Below are 20,778 nucleotides of genomic sequence, written 5' to 3' on the forward strand. Positions count from 1 at the left end.
TGGAGGTTTAGTGTTGCCACCAAATTAGAGCATTTCCATGTCAAACCAAAAAGAACCTGCCTTCACTATACCTTTTTCACGCGATATTGGTAAGGTTTCCGGCCCGGGGCATCTGTTTGGAGTTTCGGCAAACGCTCAAAAAAACCGGAACCTATCATCTTCTTTTGAAAACGGCTACGGTCCAGGGTTTCCTCCAAAATGGTTTGGTGCAATTGGTGCAATTGTGGCATCGTAAATTCCGTAGGCAATAAATTATAGGTCAATGGTTCTTGTTGTACATCTTCCTTGAGCCGCTCCTTGGCCTCTTGTACAATATCCCGATGGTCCATCCACATAGGAGGGAGGTCATTCATGTTAAACCAACCAAAAGCCGAGTCCAAATTACCGATTACCGGTCGGGTCTCTTCAAAGTTGACCAAGGAATAGTGAGCGAGGGTCACAAAACGGTCGTTCAACCAAGAATTTTCTTTAAAGGGAAAGTCCAATTCCTTAAAAAATTGCTGCCATTCCTCTGTAAACTTACGGTCTTCACCCCCAAAAACGGACAAAAACTTAAAGTGGGGGTCTTCCAACCCGGTTCGTTCCCTTAGGATACGCACCGTGGCCGCTTCCACAGATTCCGAACGTAGGATATACCCACCGGGCAATAGCCACTTATCCCCAATCTGAAGCAACAAACACTTGAGTTGGTCTTCATGAAATCCGATGATGACCATATCCACCGAAAGATTGGGCAAATAATCTTGTTGACCGTTTTCGATAAAAGTTCTGATGTCCATACTGCAAAAATAATGATTTGTGTCATTTTGCCACAATTAAATCTTTTTTATATTTGTGTCAAGGTGACACAAACTATATATTATGAAAAAAGCACTCCGCATTTCGTTGAAAACCATCGGTGTTCTTCTGTTATTAGTTTTAGTAGGAGGACTATTAGGATGGTGGTATTTACGCTCACAATTTCTGGATTTTGAGGATGACTACACAGAAAAGGCAGAAATACCGTCGGTCACTATTGATGGTTACACGTTTCTGGACCGAAATGGCAATGGCCAGTTGGATGTATATGAAGACAGCCGTCAACCCATTGAGGCTAGGGTAGCCAATGTGCTTTCCCAAATGACTGTGGAGGAGAAAATCCACTTATTGAAGGGTTCTGGAATGGCTTCCGGCATGGGAATGGTGGAACCTGGAGAAGGCATTCCCGGAGTGGTGGGTACCATTGTGGCCACACCACGGCTCGGCATTCCGAGTATCAATCTTTCCGATGGGCCGGCGGGGCTCAGAATAGAACCTAAACGTGATGGTATAGATCGAACATTTTACTGCACCGCATTCCCGATAGCTACGCTGTTGGCATCAACATGGAACACCGAATTAGTGGAAAATGTGGGCAATGCCATGGGCAATGAAGCACTCGAGTATGGCATCGATGTCATATTGGGCCCGGGAGCAAACATTCACCGACACCCGTTTTGTGGACGGAACTTTGAATACTATTCCGAAGATCCACTAGTGACCGGGAAAATTGGGGCTGCCATGGTCAATGGCATAGAATCCAACGGCGTTGGAACTTCCGTGAAGCATTTTGTGGCCAACAACCAAGAGACCAATAGAAACTATAATGACACCAGGGTTTCCGACCGGGCCATGCGTGAAATCTATCTGAAAGGATTTGAAATCATCGTGGAAGATGCACAACCGTGGACCATTATGTCATCTTACAACAAGGTAAATGGCACCTATACCTCGGAGAGTAAGCATTTATTGACCGATGTATTACGTAACGATTGGGGCTTTGAAGGTCTAGTGATGTCCGATTGGTTTGGAGGGAACGATGCAGTGGCTATGGTCAATGCCGGGAACGACCTATTGGAACCTGGCACCAAAAAACAATGGAAAGCCCTAACGGCAGGGTACGAGGACGGTTCTTTGGACATGGATGCCGTGGATACTTCGGTAAAGCGTATTTTGACATTGATTTTCAAGAGTAAAAAAATGACCGATTTTACCTTTGGTGAAAATCCCGATTTGGAAGCCCATGCGGCCATTACGCGAAAATCAGCATCGGAAGGAATGGTATTGTTGAAAAATGATGATGCACTTCCCTTGGAAAAAGGACAGAACGTAGCATTGCTCGGGGTGTATTCGTATGATTTTATTGCTGGAGGAACAGGTTCTGGCGATGTAAACGAAGCCTATACGATTTCTTTGGAAGAGGGACTCATCAATGCCGGATTCCGTGTGAGCCCCACTGCAAAGCAGGCTTATCAAAAACACAAGGCAGCCAATGAAGAGGCCTTTGAAAAACCCGAAGGCATGTCGGCCATGTTCAATCCATATCTTCCTCCCGAGATCAGCTACGATAAGGATTTAATGAAAACCATCGCTTCAGAAAGTGATTTGGCCATCATCACCATTGGCCGAAACAGCGGAGAGGGCGGTGACAGGGTCGTTGCGAACGATTTTCTGTTGTCCGACAAGGAAAAGGAGGTGCTGAGCACGACTTGTGAAGCTTTTCAAAAAGCAGGGAAAAAGGTCATTGTGGTGTTGAACATTGGTGGTGTCATCGAAACAGCTTCGTGGAAAAACCAACCGGATGCCATTGTACTCGCATGGCAAGGCGGGCAAGAAGGTGGTAACGCCGTAGCGGATATTTTGAGCGGAGACGTTAACCCCAGCGGAAAATTGACCATGACCTTCCCTGTTGATGTGGCAGATCATGCCAGCAATGCAAATTTCCCGCAAAACGGTTTGCCCATGCAAATAACGGATATGTTGTTTGGTAAGGATGAAGTTCCGGAAGATGAAATGGTAAAGGATGTCGATTATACCAATTATGAAGAAGGAATTTATGTGGGCTACCGTCATTTTGATAAGGCAAATCTAGAGGTGTCCTATCCTTTTGGTTTTGGACTCTCCTATACCGATTTTGCGTATGGCGATATGGAAACAGTGCAGGAGAACGATACAATTAAAATATCTATTCCCGTAAGCAATATTGGAAAAACCAATGGAAAAGAAGTTGTTCAGTTCTACGTTTCCAAGGACTCCACTCAAATCGATAGACCCGAGCAAGAACTTAAGGCCTTTGCCAAAACAAAATTACTCGGTGCAGGAGCAACAGATACGCTTCGCGTGAACATTCCTGTGAACTATCTGAGGTATTGGAACGAAAATAGTTCACAATGGACCTTGGAGCCTGGAAAATATATAATCAAGGCTGGAGCTTCATCACGCGATATTAAAAAATCAACAGAAATAAAGATTTAATTAGGTAGTTCACCAGTTTAGTTAAGAATTCAGGCAATCGCATTGATTGCCTGAATTTATTTGATGCTATTCCGCCACATTGTAGGGAATATAATTCTCCCATTCCCATGGTGTATACTCATCTTTCAGCGTAACTTCGAGCAATTCCTTGAAAATACTATTGCCGCGTTCAAAATTGGTCATGATCATGATGCCTTTGCCCGTTTCTGGAAAAAGTACGGAGTGGTGCACGAATCCGCTGCCGTGGCCTTCCTTGAATACAGCTTTACCATAGGGTGTCTCAAAATAGCCCCAACCTAAGCCATAACCCAGGTTGATGTCTTCGTATTTATCTGTAATCTTGTTGGTTCCTTGACTAAATTGTTTTTCGGTGCGAATACGAATATGCGGACTAAAAATCTCATCATAGGATGTTTTACTGATCAATTTATGATTGAGCACTGCGGTCAAGAATTTGGTGTAATCTGAGGCCGTCGTTTCTAAAGTTCCTCCACCTCTGGGTTCGTTGTCCTTGTCTTTTTTCAGCGCTTCGGCGTGTTCGTTGTGGCCTAGGGCAAAATCTTTATCAAACCTTGATTTCCATTCGTAAGCAGAGTTGTCCATACCCAATGGTTCAAAAATGTTTTCTTGGGCCAATTGTTCCAATCCTTTTCCTGTTAATTTTTCCAAAACCACTTGCAGGTAAATAAAACCTTCACCACTGTAACCAAATTTGGTTCCCGGCTCTTGGTGTACCCTCAATTTATAATCTTTTTCAAACCATCGGTAGTTTTTAAATCCTGTGGTATGGTTTAAACACATTCTTGCCGTTATTTTATGATATAATGAATCTTCCTTCAAACTGGAAAAGTCATCGTGCCAACGGGTCTGTGGTTCATATTCATAAATTTTTTGCGGCAAATAGGATTCCAATGGAGTGTCTAGGTCAATTATACCATCTTCAACCAATTTCATGGCCAAAACCCCGAAAACTGCCTTACTAAAGGATGCTCCGTAGATATTTGTGGAATCGGTCAACACTATTTTATTCGGATAATCCTTATACCCAAAAACCTTTTGATAAACAGGCTGGTTATCATTAAAAATCGATATGGCCATACCGTACACTTCAGCGTCGGTCATTAACTGGTCTATTTTTTTGGTAATGGAATCCTTGGTAATTGTAGTACCGTCCAAACGCTTCACAGTTTCCTGCTTTGGACCTGCACAACTGCAGATCATTGCAATCCCAAGTATAAGGAGAAGACTAAATGCTTTGTCCTTCTTTAAACTTAAAAAAGGAATTGAAAAGGGATAGTAGCACTTGTTTTTTTGTACCACATAAATGATATTGAAAATGATAATGCCGATACAAATGGGAACCACGGAAATAAAAATGAAAAAGCCCCATTTCTCGATGGTCAACAAACTCACAAAAGACAGCACGGCCAAAATCAATACGGTGATTTGAAAATTGATGACCTTAATACCGTGTTCGTTATAAATCGGGTTATCTTCCCGTTTGTGAATCCAAAGAAAAAGTGGAATGAGCACATTGAGCAAGGGAAGAAATATCCCAGTCAAAGGAGTGGCGTGCATTAAAAGCAACCATTTTTTCTTTACGGTTTCTTCTTTGGGGTCGTCTAAAGGAAACAACTCATCCACTTCTATCTCCAAGGCAACAGCCAATAGTTTTATCGTATTCAGGTGTGGGGATACCTCTTCTTTTTCGATACGCTGAATGGTGCGTACCGTAACATTGGTTCTATGGGCGAGTTCCTCTTGGGAATACCCTTTTATTTTACGTTGATACTTGAGTCGTTCACCGATTGATGTATTGCTCATATTTTTTGATTTTAATTCATGAACAAAGGTATCCATGGGGGCATGACAGCACCACGACATTTAGATGTCACCTTTATGTCAAGCCCAGTAAAATCGGTACTTTTGCGATAATACTAAGGATTTTGGAAGCAAAAATCCCAACTGAACCATAGTTTTGACAAACCTTGGGGAAAACAGCATCAACTATTTCTTTTTGCCTAAAAACCGGATAACGGAGCCTGTTCCCACATGGCCGTCACCTTCGTTGAGTTCTATGGTCATTTTTTTAAGTTCCAAAAATTCAAAATTGGCGAAATCGGTTTGTAGCTCCTGCAAGGAGAACAAGTAATCTTCATTATTGGGGCCGCCTACCTTCGGATTCTTCTTTTTAAACGCTTGATGGTCCTTGCTGAAGCCTTCAAAAATGATGGTGCCGCCTTTTTTTAGATAACTGTTCAGCAATTTATGATACTTAGAGCGGATGTTGGGCGGAAAATGGGCGTATATCAAAGCTATGGCATCAAATTGTTCGGGTTGATAGTGAAGATTTGGAAGTTCACCGACCACATAATCCAATTCAACACCTTTCTTTTCGGCTAATTGGAGTGCTTTTCGTTGTCCTGCCTCGCTTATATCAAAAGCAGTTACCTTCCAGCCCAATTGTGCGGCATAAACCGCATTTCTACCTTCACCCTCGGCAGGAAATAATATGGAACCAGGCTGTAAATTTTTCAGTTTTTCCTTCAAATAGGCATTGGGAGCGGTTCCATAAACGTATTCTTGCTGCCCAAATCGGGTATTCCACATTTCAAGCCAGTCGTTTTGCATGCTTTAAGTTGATTTTGACCTAAAATTAACGCAATTCCTTTAACCGGTAAAAATCAATTACTCCATACTCACAATCCCTGTAGTGGTGCCATCGTGCATGTATTTGGAGGCAGCATACAGCAGAAGTGATTCACCTTTAGGGTTTTGTATGGTGGTTTTATATGCCCAACTGTATTTTAATCCGCCGCTGCTCATCATGGTAAATTGAGAAGATTCATAAAATGGGATTCGGCCACGCACACCTTCATGTTTTGTGATGTAGCTTCGCGGTATCGCAATCGTGTACCGTTCCGCATTGATGTTATCGTCAAATATGCTGTTTTCCACCTTTCCCAAGACAAAAGTGGCACCTGTGGGGATTTCGGTCAAAATAAAATAACCATTGGAATCCACCTCAAAACCAAATGATTGGTCATCCAAATCATAAGTAGTCCCTAAATTAAAAGCCGTTTCTTCCAAAATAGGTTTCAAGCTAATGCCTCCTATAAAATCCTGTACTTCAATATGGTCAAAAGATAATGACGGAGTCCGTTTTACAAAGTAACGGTCTGGATTGATATGCCGTTTGAGCACCAAATATCCCATAACTACCAAACCGAATACTACAGCTAGGAGTATTCCCAAAGTTTTAAATCGCATCATATGGTAAATGTATATGGAAATCCTAAACGAACATGCTGCCAATTGACGGATGCCCTGTTTGATCTGACGAATGAGGTGATTTGGCCAAAATTCATCCAAATACAAACTTTTTTTCCATCTTAAATGATAGGGGGTTTGATTATCCAAAACAGAATCGGTCATAACGTAGAATTTCCGTTATTTTGTGATAAACAAAACAGACATTTATGGAATCACCCAACTGGCAGACAGCCATGGAATTTGAGGATATCACCTATAAAAAATGTAATGGCGTAGCCCGGATTGCGTTTAACCGCCCCGATGTACGCAATGCCTTTCGCCCCAAAACGACCAGTGAACTTTACAAAGCCTTTTATGATGCCCAAGAGGACACCTCCATTGGGGTTGTGCTCCTTTCTGGGGAAGGGCCGTCGTCCAAGGATGGCAAATGGGCCTTTTGCAGTGGTGGCGACCAAAAAGCTAGGGGCCATAAAGGATATGTTGGCGAGGATGGCTACCACAGGTTGAATATTTTAGAAGTCCAGCGATTGATTCGTTTTATGCCCAAGGTGGTCATTGCCGTGGTGCCCGGTTGGGCCGTTGGGGGAGGGCATAGCCTTCATGTGGTCTGTGATATGACCCTAGCCAGCAAGGAACACGCCATTTTTAAACAGACTGATGCCGATGTGACCAGTTTTGATGGAGGATACGGTTCTGCCTATTTGGCCAAAATGGTCGGACAGAAAAAGGCGAGGGAGATTTTCTTTTTAGGGAGAAACTACTCCGCACAAGAAGCGTATGAAATGGGAATGGTGAATGCCGTTATCCCGCACGATGAATTGGAGGACACCGCCTACCAATGGGCCCAAGAGATTTTGGCCAAGTCCCCAACATCCATTAAAATGCTCAAATTTGCCATGAACCTTACCGATGATGGTATGGTGGGCCAACAAGTGTTTGCAGGGGAAGCCACGCGACTGGCGTATATGACCGACGAGGCCAAAGAGGGCCGGAATGCCTTTTTGGAAAAGCGCAAGCCCGATTTTGGCAAGGATAAATGGATTCCGTAAGCCAATTTACAGCTGCCAACAAACAATTTACAATTACCCCTTGTCATTTTCTGTGGGAGTGAAATGGTTGGGGCATCTATAGTTCTCGACTGCGCTCGAAATGACAAGAAATGAACAACTGTAGTTCTCACATCGAGCGAAGTCGAGATGCGTCTTGGATTATTCAGGATGGCCTAAAATTGAAAAGAGCCCTGCCACTTGGGTCAGGACTCTTTTACGAGAACACTATATGAAAATGAAAAAATTACTTTCGTTTTTTATTACATAGTAAAAGTACCACCACTGTTACCGTAAATGAAATTATTGTTGTCAAGTAGCCTTTTGCTGTTGTCATCTATGTGATTCTTGTAATTCAAGGGTTGATGATGGGATTATAATCAACGTTTTTCAAGAAGCATAAGAGGTATCAGCGATTCGTGCAATCAAGTTGTAGGGAAGCAGACAAAGCTTTCAGGATGGCCTAAAATTGAAAAGAGCCCTGCCACTTGGGTCAGGACTCTTTTACGAGAACACTATATGAAAATGAAAAAATTACTTTCGTTTTTTATTACATAGTAAAAGTACCACCACTGTTCCCGTAAATGAAATTATTGTTGTGAAGTGCCCGTATTCTGTGGTTTTTCGGGCATTTTAGTATATCATATCGATTTAAGGTACCGCTTTTACGATGTTTGACAACACCCCGTTCACATCGAATAGGGGTTCTTCCGCCAATCCCGTTCGTACCACCACCAAATCCTTGGATGGAATCATAAACACATATTGCCCTTCATAACCATTGCATGAAAATAGGTCCGTAGGTACATCGGGGTACTTGCCCTCCGCGTTCAACCAAAAATGGGCGCCATAGGTACCATCGGAGTTAATGGTCGGGGTGGTGATGTAATCCACCCAATCCGAACCGAACAATTGTTCCCCGTTCCAATTCCCCTTATCCAAATACAATTGGCCAAAGCGCGCCCAATCGCGGGTGCTGGCCCAGGCGTAGGAAGAACCCACGTAGTTTCCGGCAATATCCGCTTCCAACACCATAGAGTACATTCCAATTTTATCAATTAAGGCGGAATATGGGAAATCCAGATACTCTTGATGGGTTCTAAACTGCTGACGAAGAATACCCGATAATAAATTTGTGGTTCCCGAAGAATAATTCCAGACCTCTGTTGGCTTGGCGATTGCTTTTTTCTTTTTGGGCTGCTGTGTCATGTCACTGTCCAAGAACAGCATCTTGGTAACATCTGAAATCTTGGTATAATCCTCCTCCCATTCCAATCCACTTTGCATGCGCAGCAGATGGTTCAGGGTAATATTTTTTCGCTCATCATCCTTCCATTCGGGAATAGGGGCGGGCCAATCCATCTCCAGTTTCCCTTGATGCTCCAATATTCCGTAGCAGGTGGCCAATACACTTTTGGTCATGGACCATCCCAATATGGGTGTATTTTGATCAAAACCATCCACGTAGCGTTCTGCGATCAGGTGGCCTTTGTACAGAACGAGTATAGTGCGCGTTTTTTGGGTCTCGGGCTCAGCAAACGCCATGGCAATGGCCTTGTTAATTTGGTCCATATCCACCTCCGGAAAAACGGTGTCCTTCGGCGCAGCCTGGCCATAAGGATAGGGAATCGTATCCATAACTTGATTTCGGTTGGGACGAAGGGTCATGGCTTCCGGGTCATAATCTTCGTTGATCAATACCGCACCCAGTCCATCGCGATAAACAGCGGTACGCTCCATCAGGCCATACACAGTAGCCGTGGCCGAACGTTCAGTTTCGTTAACCTCGGTGGAAGCCAGTTCCACCAGCGGGGCCTTGTTGTCAATTTGGTTCATGCTGGCCGCCGAACGGTGCGCCACATACACCCCGGAGGCCACATTTTTGGCGGCATAGCCGGAAATCATGTTCAATTTGGGATAATTCAGGTACACAATCACTCCGATGGCAATGATCAGGAGCAATAAAACACGCTTAAGTAGTTTCATGGTTATCAGATGTATTTGTAACTTTCTGCTTCTAAATATAAACATTAAATGTATGTCCAACATCGGATTGATCATCGAGGAACGCAGCAGGGATATCGGTGATTTTTTGGTCGGGCGCTTGATTCCCTTCCGCAAAAAAAGAATGATCGGCCCGTTTATTTTTATCGACCATATGGGCCCAACGCAATTGGGACCCAAAAAATATATGGATGTAGACCAACATCCACATATGGGACTCTCTACCTTGACCTTTATGCTCGAAGGGGAGATTATCCATGAGGACAGTTTGGGAACACACCAAAGAATTAGGCCGGGTTCCGTGAACTGGATGACGGCAGGTAAAGGGGTAACCCATACCGAACGAACTCCAAAGGACCTTAGGGATGGGAACACTTTCACCGCTCATGGCTATCAAATTTGGGTGGCCTTGCCCAAGGAACTTGAGGACATGGAACCACAATTCCACCATATCGATGGGAAGGATATTCCCAAATGGACGGATGGTACGACGGAGTTCAAACTGGTTGCTGGCGAAGGATATGATAAAAAGTCCCCCGTTCCCGTTCATTCCAACCTATTTATGGTCGAAGTCAAAACTCCAGAAAGCTATATCCTCAATGTCAACGGACATCTAAAAGGAGAAATCGGTATTTGCATTGTAGAAGGAAGCATAGAAGCCTGCGGTGAACGTGTGGGCCAGGGCAATATTTTGGTGTCCAAAGTGGAAGATACTTGCAATATCAAACTACATCCGAACACGCACCTGTTGCTTTTTGGGGGGGAACCTTTTCCAGAGGAACGCCACATCTATTGGAACTTTGTTTCTTCCAGTAAGGAAAAATTGGAGCAGGCCAAACAGGCATGGGCCAACAAAACCTTTCCGATGATGGAAAACGATGACACCTACGTCCCTTTGCCCAATTAGTGCCATTGCCACAACCTCTAGACCAAAACCATCCAATGCCAAACCATTCATTATTTTATCAACTTGTAAGCTTGATTCTTGTTTTAGTGCTGGGGTCCTGCAAAAAAGAAAGGCCTATAAGTCAAGAAGAACAGCTATACCAAACCTATTGCGCCAGTTGCCATCTGCCGCCCAAAATAGATGCATTGCCCAAGCACATGTGGAAAAACTCGGTGTTGCCCGCCATGATGGAACTGATGGACGTGGAGGGCATGTACCAAGACCCAGAATGGGAGCCAACAGGGTTTCGGCCTCAAATAAGCTTGGGCGACTGGGCCAAATTACAGCGTTATATCTTGGCGAACGCCCCTGAACAATTGGAAAGCATACCAATGCCCAAGGCCGATACGCTGATGCAATTTGCTTCCCAACCTTTTATGGTAGATTCCCTAAATGGGGGGATGGTAACCTATCTAGAGTTTAAAAATGAACCAAATCAAGTGTATTTTGGGGATTTGGAGGGTAGGTTGGGTTATTTTGATTTTACCACCAAAAAAGTAACCCAAATGTTCCAAGGGGCAAGTCCTGTAACATGGTTTAACGAAAAGGACTCTATCCAATTTATCAATGAAGTCGGGATTATTCATCCGTCCGAACAGAAAAAAGGAATATTGTTTCGGAACACCCCTTCGGACACCACAACGATAACCAATGACCTACATCGACCCGTACACACCTTGATGGAAGATTTAAATGGAGATGGAAATCAAGAATTGGTCGTGAGCGAATTTGGAAACAAAACCGGTAAACTGTCCCTATTCAAGCTAAACGAGAGTGGAGCATACAAAAAAGAGGTGCTGCTGAATTTACCAGGAGCTATCAAAACCGTGGCAAAGGATATGGACAATGATGGAAAATTGGACATTGTTGCCTTAATGACCCAGAGCAGGGAAAGCATCACTGTTTTTTATCAGACCGCAGATTTGGTTTTTGAACCGAGAAATATTTTGGAATTTAGTCCCATTTATGGAACCAGTTGGTTTGAGTTGGTGGATTACAACGGAGATGGCTTGGACGATATTATCACCGTGCATGGCGACAACGCCGATATTTCCTATGTGCACAAACCATATCATGGAATGCGCATCTTTCTGAATAAGGGTAGCGATGTATATGAAGAAGCCTATTTTTACCCACTTAATGGTGCCACAAGGGTACTCTCCCGTGATTTTGACCAGGATGGGGACATCGATTTTGCCGTAATCAGCACCTTTCCGGATTATTCGACCTTTCCCGAGCGAAGTTTTGTCTACCTGGAAAACAACAATAGCGCTGACTTCGATTTTACCACAAACATTTTGGAAGACCCTTCCTTGGCCCGATGGTTTTTGATGGATGCTTCGGATGTGGATAATGATGGTGACGAAGATATTGTGCTAAGTTCCTTAACTTTTGGATTTACACCCGTTCCCGAAATATTGACCGAAAGATGGAATACCAATAATGTGGACCTTCTTTTATTGGAAAACCTATTGCATTGAAAAAATTGGCTTTCATAGTATGCGCTATCGTTTTGGGCTGTTCTCCGAAAGAACAACCCAAAGACACATCATCCAAATACAAATGGTTTGGCCATGAGGTTACGGCATCGGCCTACAATTCGGTATTTTGGCAAACGGACAGCATAAGCCCTGCAGTCGCAGCTTGGGGAGACACCTTAAAACCGGGAATGAAGAGCATCGCCGTGTCACGAGATCTCATCAAAATGGGGTTGACACACAATACCATGGTAAAAATTGATACCTTTCCCGATACGTTTTATGTGAAGGATAAAATGCACTGGCGCTGGAGGAATAGAATCGACATTTACATGGGCATCAACGTGAAAAAGGCCAGGGAGTGGGGCAAGAAGAAATTGATTATTTGCTATGCTGTTCCTTTGGACACTGTTTTAAACACCAACAATGAAAAAAACTAGTTTACTTTTAGGTCTGGCAGCACTTTTTGTAGCCTGCTCCGTACAGCGGGAAATTGTGGACATCCCTATTATTTTTGATGAACAACGGATGGAACTGACCAAGGAATATTTGCTCAATCGGTACAATCTGGACCAAGAAACCCCAGAAATTACTCCGAAAATGGTGGTGTTGCACTGGACAGCCATTCCTTCCCTGAAAAAATCCTTTGAAGCCTTCAACCGTTCTACACTGCCCAATTGGCGGCCCGATTTGGAGAATGTGAGCGGACTTAATGTGTCTTCCCATTTTTTGGTGGACCAAGACGGCACCATTTACCGTTTAATGCCCGAAACCCTTATGGCACGCCATACCATTGGCCTTAACCATTGTGCCATTGGCATTGAAAATGTGGGTGGCACGGAAGGCATGCCCCTGACCAAGGCGCAGTTGCGTTCGAATATTTATTTGGTGAATTATTTGGCATCCAAATACGACATCGACTACGTTATCGGGCATCAAGAATATACCCTTTTTGAAAATCATCCGCTTTGGCTGGAGGTGGATGATGGATACCGTACCGAAAAAACAGACCCGGGAATGGATTTTGTGGAAAAAGTCCGAAAAGCCACCAAAAAATTTAACTTTAAGCCCGTTCCATCAAAACCATAAAATACATGAAACTAATACCACTTTTTCTATTCACCTTACTAACCTTTTCCCTTCAGGCGCAAGACAAACTGACCTCACAGCTATATGACACCTACGAGGAATTTAAAGAATCCCGTTTAGGGGAACGGCGCATAAAGCATGTCGATATCCAGCCGTTGATTCAAAAATTTAAGGCCAACCCAAAATTTGAGGTCCAAAAAGTGGGCGAGTCGATTCAAGGACGGGATTTGCATTTGATCAGTATTGGGGAAGGAGAGTCGAACATTTTCCTTTGGTCGCAAATGCATGGGGATGAACCTACGGCCACCATGGCTATTTTTGATATTTTGAACTTTTTGGATGCCCCCGATTTTAAGGCCGAAAAAGAAGCGATTTTGTCCAAGTTAAAACTTCATTTTTTGCCGATGCTCAATCCAGATGGCGCAGAGGTCTTCACCAGAAGAAATGCCTTGGGAATCGATATCAACCGGGATGCACTGCGGCTTCAGTCACCCGAAGGGCAAACCTTAAAACGGCTTCGGGACAGTTTGGATGCTGATTTCGGCTTCAATCTGCACGACCAGAGTACCTATTATAATGCTGAGCGTACCGAAAAACCGGCCACGATTTCCTATTTGGCAACGGCCTACAATTACGAGAAGGATATCAATGAAGTCCGCGCCAACGCCATGAAAGTGATCGTGTACATGAACAACATTATCCAAAATTATGCGCCAGGGCAGGTAGGACGGTACAGTGATGATTTTGAACCTCGTGCTTTTGGTGACAATATTGCCAAATGGGGGACAAGCCTTATTTTGATAGAATCTGGAGGCTTCCCGGATGATCCCGAAAAACAGGAAATCCGAAAACTCAATTATGTTTCCATCCTATCCGCATTGTACACCATTGCCAATGGCTCCTACAATGATATTCCGATTGAAGATTATGAAAAAATTCCAAGAAACGACCGTAAACTTTTCGATTTGAAGATTGAGAACGTCACCTATGAACTTATGGGCAATGACTATATCTTGGATTTGGGGATTTTTAACCAAGAAGTGGACCTAAAAGACCATGATGAATTCTATTACAAAAGTACCATTGGCGACCAAGGTGATTTATCCACTTACTACGGCTACGACACCTTTGATGCTGAAGGATATACCATTGTGCCGCCAAAAGTGGCAAAAATGGAACGTATCGACAACCCTATGCAGGTACTAAAACAAGGCGTGGCGTATGTAAAGACACAGCAACAGGATAAAAGTGCTTTTGTCCGTTTTCCATTGCTATTGGTGGATGATAAATTCGAACTCAAGAACTTTACGCTTCAACCAGGCATCAATCCTACTTTCTTTTTAAAGAAAGAAGAAAAGTTGACCCATGCCGTTATCAATGGTTTTTTGATTGACCTGTCCAAACCCTTGGATGAACAAAAAATAGGCAACGGACTTATTCTCAAAACTGCCCGATAACCTATCGTAAACAAACTATTTAACCCTATATAGCACATACCAATGAAGAAACAAATTGTAGTAGTAGCATGCCTTTTTGTGGCACAATTGACCTTTGCACAAGAATCCATTTCACTGTTCAACGGAAAAAATCTCGATGGTTGGATCAACCATGGCGAAGAGAAATGGTACGTTGAAGATGGAGAGCTGATTTGTGAAAGTGGCCCCAAAGGTGAATACGGCTATTTGAGTACCGAAAAAAATTATAAGGACTTCGAGCTTACCCTAGAATTTAAACAGGAGGCCGATGGCAACAGTGGTGTTTTTATCCGCTCCACTTTTGATGGGACCAAGGTAAGTGGCTGGCAAGTGGAAGTGGCACCTCCCGGAAAGGATACCGGCGGTATTTACGAATCCTACGGACGTGGTTGGTTGATCAAACCGGACCCTGAAAAGGACAAAGCCCTAAAAATGGGGGAGTGGAACACCATGAAAATTCGGGTGGAAGGTCCCAAGGTGACCTCTTGGCTCAATGGAACGGAAATGGTACACTTGGAAGATGAAAAAATAGGAGAGGGTGAAGGTGCCATTGCGTTACAAATCCACGATGGTGGGGGCATAAAGGTAAAATGGAGAAACATTGAACTGATTCCCTTGGATTAAGAACACAAAAAAGCCCGATTTTTAGAATCGGGCTTTTTTAGTTTAAATGGTTTTGTTTATTTCTTTAGCGGAGTCACCTCAAAGCTCCGGAATTCAATGGGGCCATGGTCTCCCTGAATCATGAACGGACCTGGCTCGCCTTCCTTGCTGTCCAATGCACCTCCCGTAATCCCTGGAATCGTAGTATCGGAAATCACTGTTTTTCCGTTCAAGACAATAGTGACCCGTCTACCAATAAAGGTAATATCATAGGTTTGCCATTCTCCAGCAGGTTTGGAAGCATTCTCATTAGGCTCCACAAATCCGTAGATGCCTCCCATATAAATATCCGAAGGTTCGTAGCCTTCGCTGTCCACAATCTGAATCTCGTAACGCCCTCTGAGATAGATACCACTATTGCTTCCTTCTGGAAAACGAAATTCGGCATGCAGCTTAAAATCTTGGAATGTCTCGTCTGAGATGAGATTGGAACCCGATTCTGGACTGGTCAAAATACCATCTTTAACGACCCATTGGTTCTTTTCTCCATCCACATGCCAACCCGAAAGGTCTTTTCCATTGAACAAATCGATTGTTTTGCCCCATTTCGGACTTTCGGTGTACTCCAATTTTGGAGCACGAACGCCAGTCCATTCTATTAGGGAGCCATCAGTATAGATCAAGGTACCTTTCAAGGTTTCATCCTCCAATTGGCCATGAAAAACCATGTCACTGCCTTTGGGTTCCCATTGGTTGGGAATGCTAAAAGTGAATTGATTATCGCCAAAGGTTTCCACTTCTGCCACGGGCCGTGCACTACCAAAGGCAAATACAAAGCGTCCCACCAAGGTAGCGGTCCCCGAATGGCGTATTTCCAGCCAAGAAGGGGAGGTCTTTCCCATAAAGTCCATTTCCAGGTCCCATCTGCCTTCCAACGGACTGATATCCTGTGCATAAATGTTACTGGCAAACCCTAACATCAGGGTGCAAATAAGCGTGTAAATCGTTTTTCTTTGGGTAATCATACGTATGTTTAGTTTTGTTGCAGTCCAAGATACGTATTATTCCAAAATGCTTGGTTTACTCACATCCTCCGGTAAAACCTTTGGCGTTGAATTTGGTCTGTACCGCGCCTTGAAGGCCATTGTGGGAAAGTCGGATTACCAAATTGCTTTCGCCACTGCCATCGCGTTTGGGTGTACAATATTCGAAAAGATAATAACTGCCGGCCTGCTCTTCCACACGTTGGGATATATCGTTAAAGGTATTTTCCAACTCCTCAGAATTACTGGCAAAAACACTGGCTGTTTTTCCAATTTCGGTCAACACTTCCGTATCGATTTCAGCGCCAAGTCCGATAGTGAAGAAAGAAATGTTCCTATCCGCTTCCGCAACGGCACGCAGGGCATCGGATTCCCGATAACGCGATGCCTGGTCGGTTCCATCGGTAAACAGTACCACAGATGCAGCATTGATGACCTCGGAATTCTCACGAAGCAAATTCTCGGCAATATCGGTCGATTTGATCACCGCTCCGTACAAATCGGTTGATGGGTCGTTGCTGATATCGGTAGTAATTCCATCTACGGAAGCGGTCAGCTCCGTTGCCGATGTTGTCAAAGGATTTAGTAGGTGGAGCTCATCCTCACCATCAAACCAATAAATGGCCATTTTGAAGGAATCCGTTGCCGGAACCGGCATCACGTTATTGATGAAGCTAGTGGTGGCAGCCTTTAGTTCATCCAAGCTGCTTTCCAAAACACTGTTGCTCAAATCCAGCACCAAGAGGGTATTGTTGTTGAATACCTGTGAATTGGGTGAAATCCGTGCAAAGGACTCCGAAGAGGAAATGGAATTGAAACAATCATCGTTCCTGCCTTGCTCATATATGGAAAACTGGTCCGCCGAAAGCCCTGAAATGGGATTTCCCATTAAATCGGAAACCCTGAAAAGTACCGAAACCTTTCCGGGCAGGGTAGTGAATTCATCTTGGATGGAAAGTAGCAGTTCGTTTTCGCCAAAGCCCAAGCAATCATCCGGTTCTTGGCCAAGTCCCAATTCGCGGTCGTTGATGTCCAAACTCACGTCATCATCTGCATTTCCGCAAGAAAACAAGGTAAGGCCAATAGATAAAAGCAAGGTAAGCTGAAGTATTTTTTTCATTTTCTAATAAGTTAAGGTCCTGCATGCACAACGTGGAAATGCAGCTAAAAGTATGTATACCCTGCAAAAATCAATTAAAGAAAAGTTAAAAGAAATAGGCCTGTGTTAAAATCGTTCCGTTCCCATCTAATTTTAATATTTTCACCGCTCATAAACCTACCAGCCTATCTAACCAAAGACCCAAATAAACAATAACACTAATAGGTTGATTTGTATGACTATCCTTTTGTTTGGTGCCACCAAAGATATTATTGGTACACCTACCTTATCCGTTCCTACTGCCAGTTTGAGTGGAAAAAAAATACCGAATACTGTGGGGGAACTCAAAAAATTTCTGGAAAGCACCTATCCCGAGCTTAAAAAAATATCCAAAGTGATGGTTGCCGTGAACCAAAATTATGCTTCGGACCACGACAGTATCAATTCGTATGACGAAATTGCGTTGATTCCGCCACCAAATGTCTAAAACCATTCATTGTCCGTGAAAACAAAATCTGAATCATCCGCCAGTAATCCTCCCCAACTTTTTGGTTTGGTATTGGCGGGTGGTTCCAGTTTGCGGATGGGACATGACAAGGGGGTGTTGGCGTATCACGGTATGCCGCAACGGGATTATGTTTACCAGCTTCTGAACAAGGTTTGTGAAAACGTATTTTTGGGAATACAGGAGCAACAATTGGGGTCTATTCCAAAGGAATTTTCCTCTATTATGGATCAAAACAAATATAAAGGGCCGTTTAATGGGGTCATGAGTGCCCACGAAACATATCCAGAAGCCGCTTGGTTGGTGTTGGCCTGTGACCTTCCCTTTATGGATGCGGAGGCTTTGCAATTTCTTGTTCAGCAACGGGACCCAACAAAACATGCTACAGCCTTTATGGGAAAAAATGCTGTATATCCCGAACCTTTGGCCTGTATATGGGAACCTGAGGGATTGAGACAGGCTAAAGCCTACTTATCGGCAAGTGAGAAGCAGAGTCCATCACAATTTCTTTTGGAAGTTGGTGTTAAAACGGTTCTCCCATCCAATGAGCAGCTATTGTTCAATGCAAATTCCGTGGAAGATTACCAATGGGCAAAAGACCATTTGAAAGGGCGGGAGGGAAGCTAGTTTTTGGGGCTTTGACGTTTTTGATGGTCCAAATCCATCAACTCTAAATCCTGAAGAATACCACAGGAAACCTGTTTTTTCACTAGGGATCGTTCGTTTTTTCTTTTGACACGGAATTCGATTTCCTTATTTAAAAAGTTCATGGCAACAAATTTGATTTAAAACGGAACCCCAATGAATTTATTTTGATTTTCAGCAGCTTAGCGTATTTGCGCTTCGATATGCTCCAAAATGGACATCCAATGCATCCGAAGAATCAAAGCGGCCGTGGGTACGTTATCTTCTTGAATGGCTTCGACCACGGAGCGGGTCTGTACCGCCAATTTCTTGAAAAACCCATCCTCTTGGATAAAATCATGCTCGTAAAAATGCAACCTGAGCTTCAAATCCGTCAAGATGTTCAATAACACTTTATTGGAGCACTCCTGCACCAAGTGGTTGTGAAAATGGAAGCGCACGCCCAGTCCTTCCGTCAAACTCCCCACATTTTCCATTTGTTCCTGTAAGTCCATCAACCGTTGTACATCAGCTGTCCCAAAAGGAGTGTTTTCTAGGGCCATCACTTCAAGTTGGGCGACAATTTCAATCAGATTCTTGACTTCGGACTTGGATAGGGGAGCTACCACAAAACCACGATTGGGAATCGCTTTGAGTACCTGTGCTTGCTCCAATTGGCTCAACGCCTCCCGAATGGGCGTCACACTAACACCGGTATCCCGGGATAGTGCCGCCAAATTGATGGTCTTTCCCACTTGCAGTCCGCCATTTTGAATTTGCTCCAGCAAATGGTCCTTGATGCGGTCCCGCAAAATGGATGGTCGTCCCATAATGGTGTTTTGTTTCCTATTTGAAGTAAGAAAAGCCTATCGCTTTACATACACATAGCTCCGAACATCCGGCAAATCCTGTCCTTCATTCAAGGTCATTTGGTTGCCGTTCAATTGTAGGGTGCCCAACGTTGTGCTTCCTTGAAAAACGACCTGTGTACCATCACTGGCCCATGCCCCGGTAGCCTGAATGAAACCGTTGCAATCCACAAAATACTGCCCGTTGGTAATGGTGGTAATGGTAAAGTTGGATTGTTGGAATTGATAGGTATTATCGGCATTGAAAGTAATGGTGCCAGAAATACAGTCCTGTTCATCAATGAGGTTGGCAGAGGAAATGCCATCATCATCCAAATCCAGTTGGCTGCTGACATTTACTGCGGTCAAATCCCAAGTGCCAACGAGTGCATCGGCGGAAAAGCCGGAGCCATTGCCATCGTCGTCACTACAGGCTGTCAACAGCACCATACTCGCTAGGCCCAAAAGGAAATTCGTCGTCTTTTTCATGCGTTTTATGCTTTTATAGGTTGAAAATAACACAATTTGAAGAATAATGGTGGCCCGGGCGGGCAATTCATCGATTTGAAGCCCCTTTTTACACTAAACCCTAGGGTGCGACGTTTTGCTAACACATCTTATAACCCAATACCATGAAGAAACTTACCTTAAAATTTGTATCGACCGCATTTATAGCGATAGCCATGATCGGATTTCAATCGTGTAGTGAGGATGGCATGCCCAACGAAGGGGAGGCCCTTACACAGGAAGAACTACAGACCATTTTGAGCACCGATGACATTGCAGGTGCCGCCGACACCGCCTTGGCCGAGCTTTTTGCCGGGGAGACCGCCGCAAAAGGAGCCACTGCCAAAGAAGGGGAGTGCTACAGCGCCGAATATTCCGATACCGGATTTGTGGCAACCTTTAACAATTGTGTGCTCAATGGAACGGACAATGTAAACGGAACAGTGACCGTAACCTACGAAGTAGGGGAAGAGGCATCGTCCTTTACGGCCACCTACCAAGATTTTTATGTGGGTACCGTAAAGATCAACGGAACACGAACCTTCGAAATTACTGGGAACGGCGAACAGAGCAGTGTTTCCTTTACCGTGGTCAGTGACATGACCGTGGAAATGGAGGACGAGTCGGTGATTTCCGAAAACGGGACCAAAACCTTTACCATTGCCTTTGGCGATAGCTTGGAAACCACACAAATTTCCATTTCCGGCAACTGGACCGTTGCTGCGGATGGCAATACCTACGCGGTTGAAACCTTGGAAGATTTGCAAGGAAGTGCCGCCTGTGAGTATTTGACCTCAGGTAGCATGAGCGTTTCCAAAAACGGATTGTCCGTTATCGTGGATTTTGGTGATGGAGCCTGCGACGAGGTGGCCACTATCATCTATCCGAACGGGGCAACAGAGGAGATTAGCCTGTAAATGAAATTTGTCAGTTCGAGTGATTTTTCGAAAGAAAAATTGTAGCGA

The 20,778-nt window shown here is 44.0% G+C and carries 21 protein-coding genes; 11 read left to right on the forward strand and 10 right to left on the reverse strand.

Annotated features, from left to right (window positions below; all coding sequences use genetic code 11):
- Positions 1-65 precede the first annotated feature (65 nt).
- The gene (locus GGE08_RS15460; protein ID WP_179385787.1) at positions 66-779 is read right to left on the reverse strand and encodes an NUDIX hydrolase; all 714 of its coding nucleotides are present in this window, start codon (positions 777-779) and stop codon (positions 66-68) included.
- An 82-nt stretch (positions 780-861) separates the two neighbouring features.
- On the opposite strand from GGE08_RS15460, the gene GGE08_RS15465 reads away from it, so the two are divergent.
- Complete coding sequence (locus GGE08_RS15465; RefSeq protein ID WP_179385788.1) at positions 862-3,273, forward strand: glycoside hydrolase family 3 C-terminal domain-containing protein; 2,412 nt, start codon at positions 862-864, stop codon at positions 3,271-3,273.
- A 66-nt stretch (positions 3,274-3,339) separates the two neighbouring features.
- Here GGE08_RS15465 and GGE08_RS15470 read toward each other — a convergent pair whose 3' ends face one another.
- The 3 genes from GGE08_RS15470 to GGE08_RS15480 form a co-directional block, all read right to left on the reverse strand.
- Entirely contained in the window at positions 3,340-5,097 is a 1,758-nt protein-coding gene (locus tag GGE08_RS15470) for a serine hydrolase (protein ID WP_257024052.1), read from the reverse strand.
- 183 nt (positions 5,098-5,280) lie between these two features.
- Positions 5,281-5,904 carry a bifunctional 2-polyprenyl-6-hydroxyphenol methylase/3-demethylubiquinol 3-O-methyltransferase UbiG gene (locus GGE08_RS15475; RefSeq protein WP_179385790.1) on the reverse strand — a complete coding sequence of 208 codons (624 nt, stop codon included), beginning with the start codon at positions 5,902-5,904 and terminating at the stop codon, positions 5,281-5,283.
- 57 nt (positions 5,905-5,961) lie between these two features.
- A complete protein-coding gene (locus GGE08_RS15480; protein ID WP_179385791.1) occupies positions 5,962-6,708 on the reverse strand; it encodes a hypothetical protein in 747 nt (248 codons plus the stop codon).
- A 44-nt stretch (positions 6,709-6,752) separates the two neighbouring features.
- Between GGE08_RS15480 and GGE08_RS15485 the strand changes: the two genes are divergently transcribed.
- On the forward strand, positions 6,753-7,595 hold the full coding sequence (locus tag GGE08_RS15485; protein WP_179385792.1) for a 1,4-dihydroxy-2-naphthoyl-CoA synthase: 843 nt from the start codon (positions 6,753-6,755) through the stop codon (positions 7,593-7,595).
- Between the two features lie 648 nt (positions 7,596-8,243).
- On the opposite strand, the gene GGE08_RS15490 is transcribed toward GGE08_RS15485, so the two are convergent.
- The gene (locus GGE08_RS15490; RefSeq protein ID WP_179385793.1) at positions 8,244-9,578 is read right to left on the reverse strand and encodes a serine hydrolase domain-containing protein; all 1,335 of its coding nucleotides are present in this window, start codon (positions 9,576-9,578) and stop codon (positions 8,244-8,246) included.
- Between the two features lie 52 nt (positions 9,579-9,630).
- On the opposite strand from GGE08_RS15490, the gene GGE08_RS15495 reads away from it, so the two are divergent.
- The 6 genes from GGE08_RS15495 to GGE08_RS15520 all read left to right on the forward strand — a co-directional run bounded on the left by GGE08_RS15495 (position 9,631) and on the right by GGE08_RS15520 (position 15,208).
- Complete coding sequence (locus GGE08_RS15495; RefSeq protein WP_179385794.1) at positions 9,631-10,503, forward strand: pirin family protein; 873 nt, start codon at positions 9,631-9,633, stop codon at positions 10,501-10,503.
- 71 nt (positions 10,504-10,574) lie between these two features.
- Positions 10,575-12,023, forward strand: a complete 1,449-nt coding sequence (locus tag GGE08_RS15500; protein ID WP_179385795.1) for a VCBS repeat-containing protein — start codon at positions 10,575-10,577, stop codon at positions 12,021-12,023.
- A complete protein-coding gene (locus GGE08_RS15505) occupies positions 12,020-12,460 on the forward strand; it encodes a 3D domain-containing protein (RefSeq protein ID WP_257024053.1) in 441 nt (146 codons plus the stop codon). The genes GGE08_RS15500 and GGE08_RS15505 overlap by 4 nt, the downstream gene beginning before the upstream one ends.
- Complete coding sequence (locus GGE08_RS15510; RefSeq protein ID WP_179385796.1) at positions 12,447-13,109, forward strand: peptidoglycan recognition family protein; 663 nt, start codon at positions 12,447-12,449, stop codon at positions 13,107-13,109. The genes GGE08_RS15505 and GGE08_RS15510 overlap by 14 nt, the downstream gene beginning before the upstream one ends.
- A 5-nt stretch (positions 13,110-13,114) precedes the next feature.
- Entirely contained in the window at positions 13,115-14,566 is a 1,452-nt protein-coding gene (locus GGE08_RS15515; protein WP_179385797.1) for a M14 metallopeptidase family protein, read from the forward strand.
- Positions 14,567-14,608: 42 nt separating this feature from the next.
- Positions 14,609-15,208: a DUF1080 domain-containing protein gene (locus GGE08_RS15520; protein ID WP_179385798.1), complete on the forward strand. Its 600-nt coding sequence runs from the start codon at positions 14,609-14,611 to the stop codon at positions 15,206-15,208.
- 56 nt (positions 15,209-15,264) lie between these two features.
- Here GGE08_RS15520 and GGE08_RS15525 read toward each other — a convergent pair whose 3' ends face one another.
- Positions 15,265-16,212 (reverse strand): DUF1080 domain-containing protein, encoded by a 948-nt coding sequence (locus tag GGE08_RS15525; protein ID WP_179385799.1) that lies wholly within the window; start codon positions 16,210-16,212, stop codon positions 15,265-15,267.
- A 55-nt stretch (positions 16,213-16,267) separates the two neighbouring features.
- Complete coding sequence (locus tag GGE08_RS15530) at positions 16,268-17,350, reverse strand: vWA domain-containing protein (RefSeq protein ID WP_179385800.1); 1,083 nt, start codon at positions 17,348-17,350, stop codon at positions 16,268-16,270.
- 214 nt (positions 17,351-17,564) lie between these two features.
- Here GGE08_RS15530 and GGE08_RS15535 point away from each other — a divergent pair, with 214 nt between their 5' ends.
- The gene (locus GGE08_RS15535; RefSeq protein WP_179385801.1) at positions 17,565-17,816 is read left to right on the forward strand and encodes a MoaD/ThiS family protein; all 252 of its coding nucleotides are present in this window, start codon (positions 17,565-17,567) and stop codon (positions 17,814-17,816) included.
- A gap of 15 nt (positions 17,817-17,831) precedes the next feature.
- Positions 17,832-18,461 (forward strand): NTP transferase domain-containing protein, encoded by a 630-nt coding sequence (locus tag GGE08_RS15540; RefSeq protein ID WP_313790906.1) that lies wholly within the window; start codon positions 17,832-17,834, stop codon positions 18,459-18,461.
- Here the strand turns inward: GGE08_RS15540 and GGE08_RS15545 are convergent.
- From GGE08_RS15545 to GGE08_RS15555, 3 genes are read right to left on the reverse strand one after another with little or no spacing between them, the layout of a single operon-like run.
- A complete protein-coding gene (locus GGE08_RS15545) occupies positions 18,458-18,604 on the reverse strand; it encodes a hypothetical protein (protein ID WP_179385802.1) in 147 nt (48 codons plus the stop codon). The two genes, GGE08_RS15540 and GGE08_RS15545, sit on opposite strands and share 4 nt — an antisense overlap.
- A gap of 57 nt (positions 18,605-18,661) precedes the next feature.
- Positions 18,662-19,288, reverse strand: a complete 627-nt coding sequence (locus GGE08_RS15550) for a GntR family transcriptional regulator (RefSeq protein WP_179385803.1) — start codon at positions 19,286-19,288, stop codon at positions 18,662-18,664.
- Between the two features lie 36 nt (positions 19,289-19,324).
- Complete coding sequence (locus GGE08_RS15555) at positions 19,325-19,795, reverse strand: DUF5004 domain-containing protein (RefSeq protein WP_179385804.1); 471 nt, start codon at positions 19,793-19,795, stop codon at positions 19,325-19,327.
- 143 nt (positions 19,796-19,938) lie between these two features.
- On the opposite strand from GGE08_RS15555, the gene GGE08_RS15560 reads away from it, so the two are divergent.
- Positions 19,939-20,730: a hypothetical protein gene (locus tag GGE08_RS15560; protein ID WP_179385805.1), complete on the forward strand. Its 792-nt coding sequence runs from the start codon at positions 19,939-19,941 to the stop codon at positions 20,728-20,730.
- Positions 20,731-20,778 lie beyond the last annotated feature (48 nt).

The sequence above is a fragment of the Allomuricauda sp. ARW1Y1 genome, from assembly GCF_013407935.1.
Lineage (GTDB): Bacteria > Bacteroidota > Bacteroidia > Flavobacteriales > Flavobacteriaceae > Flagellimonas.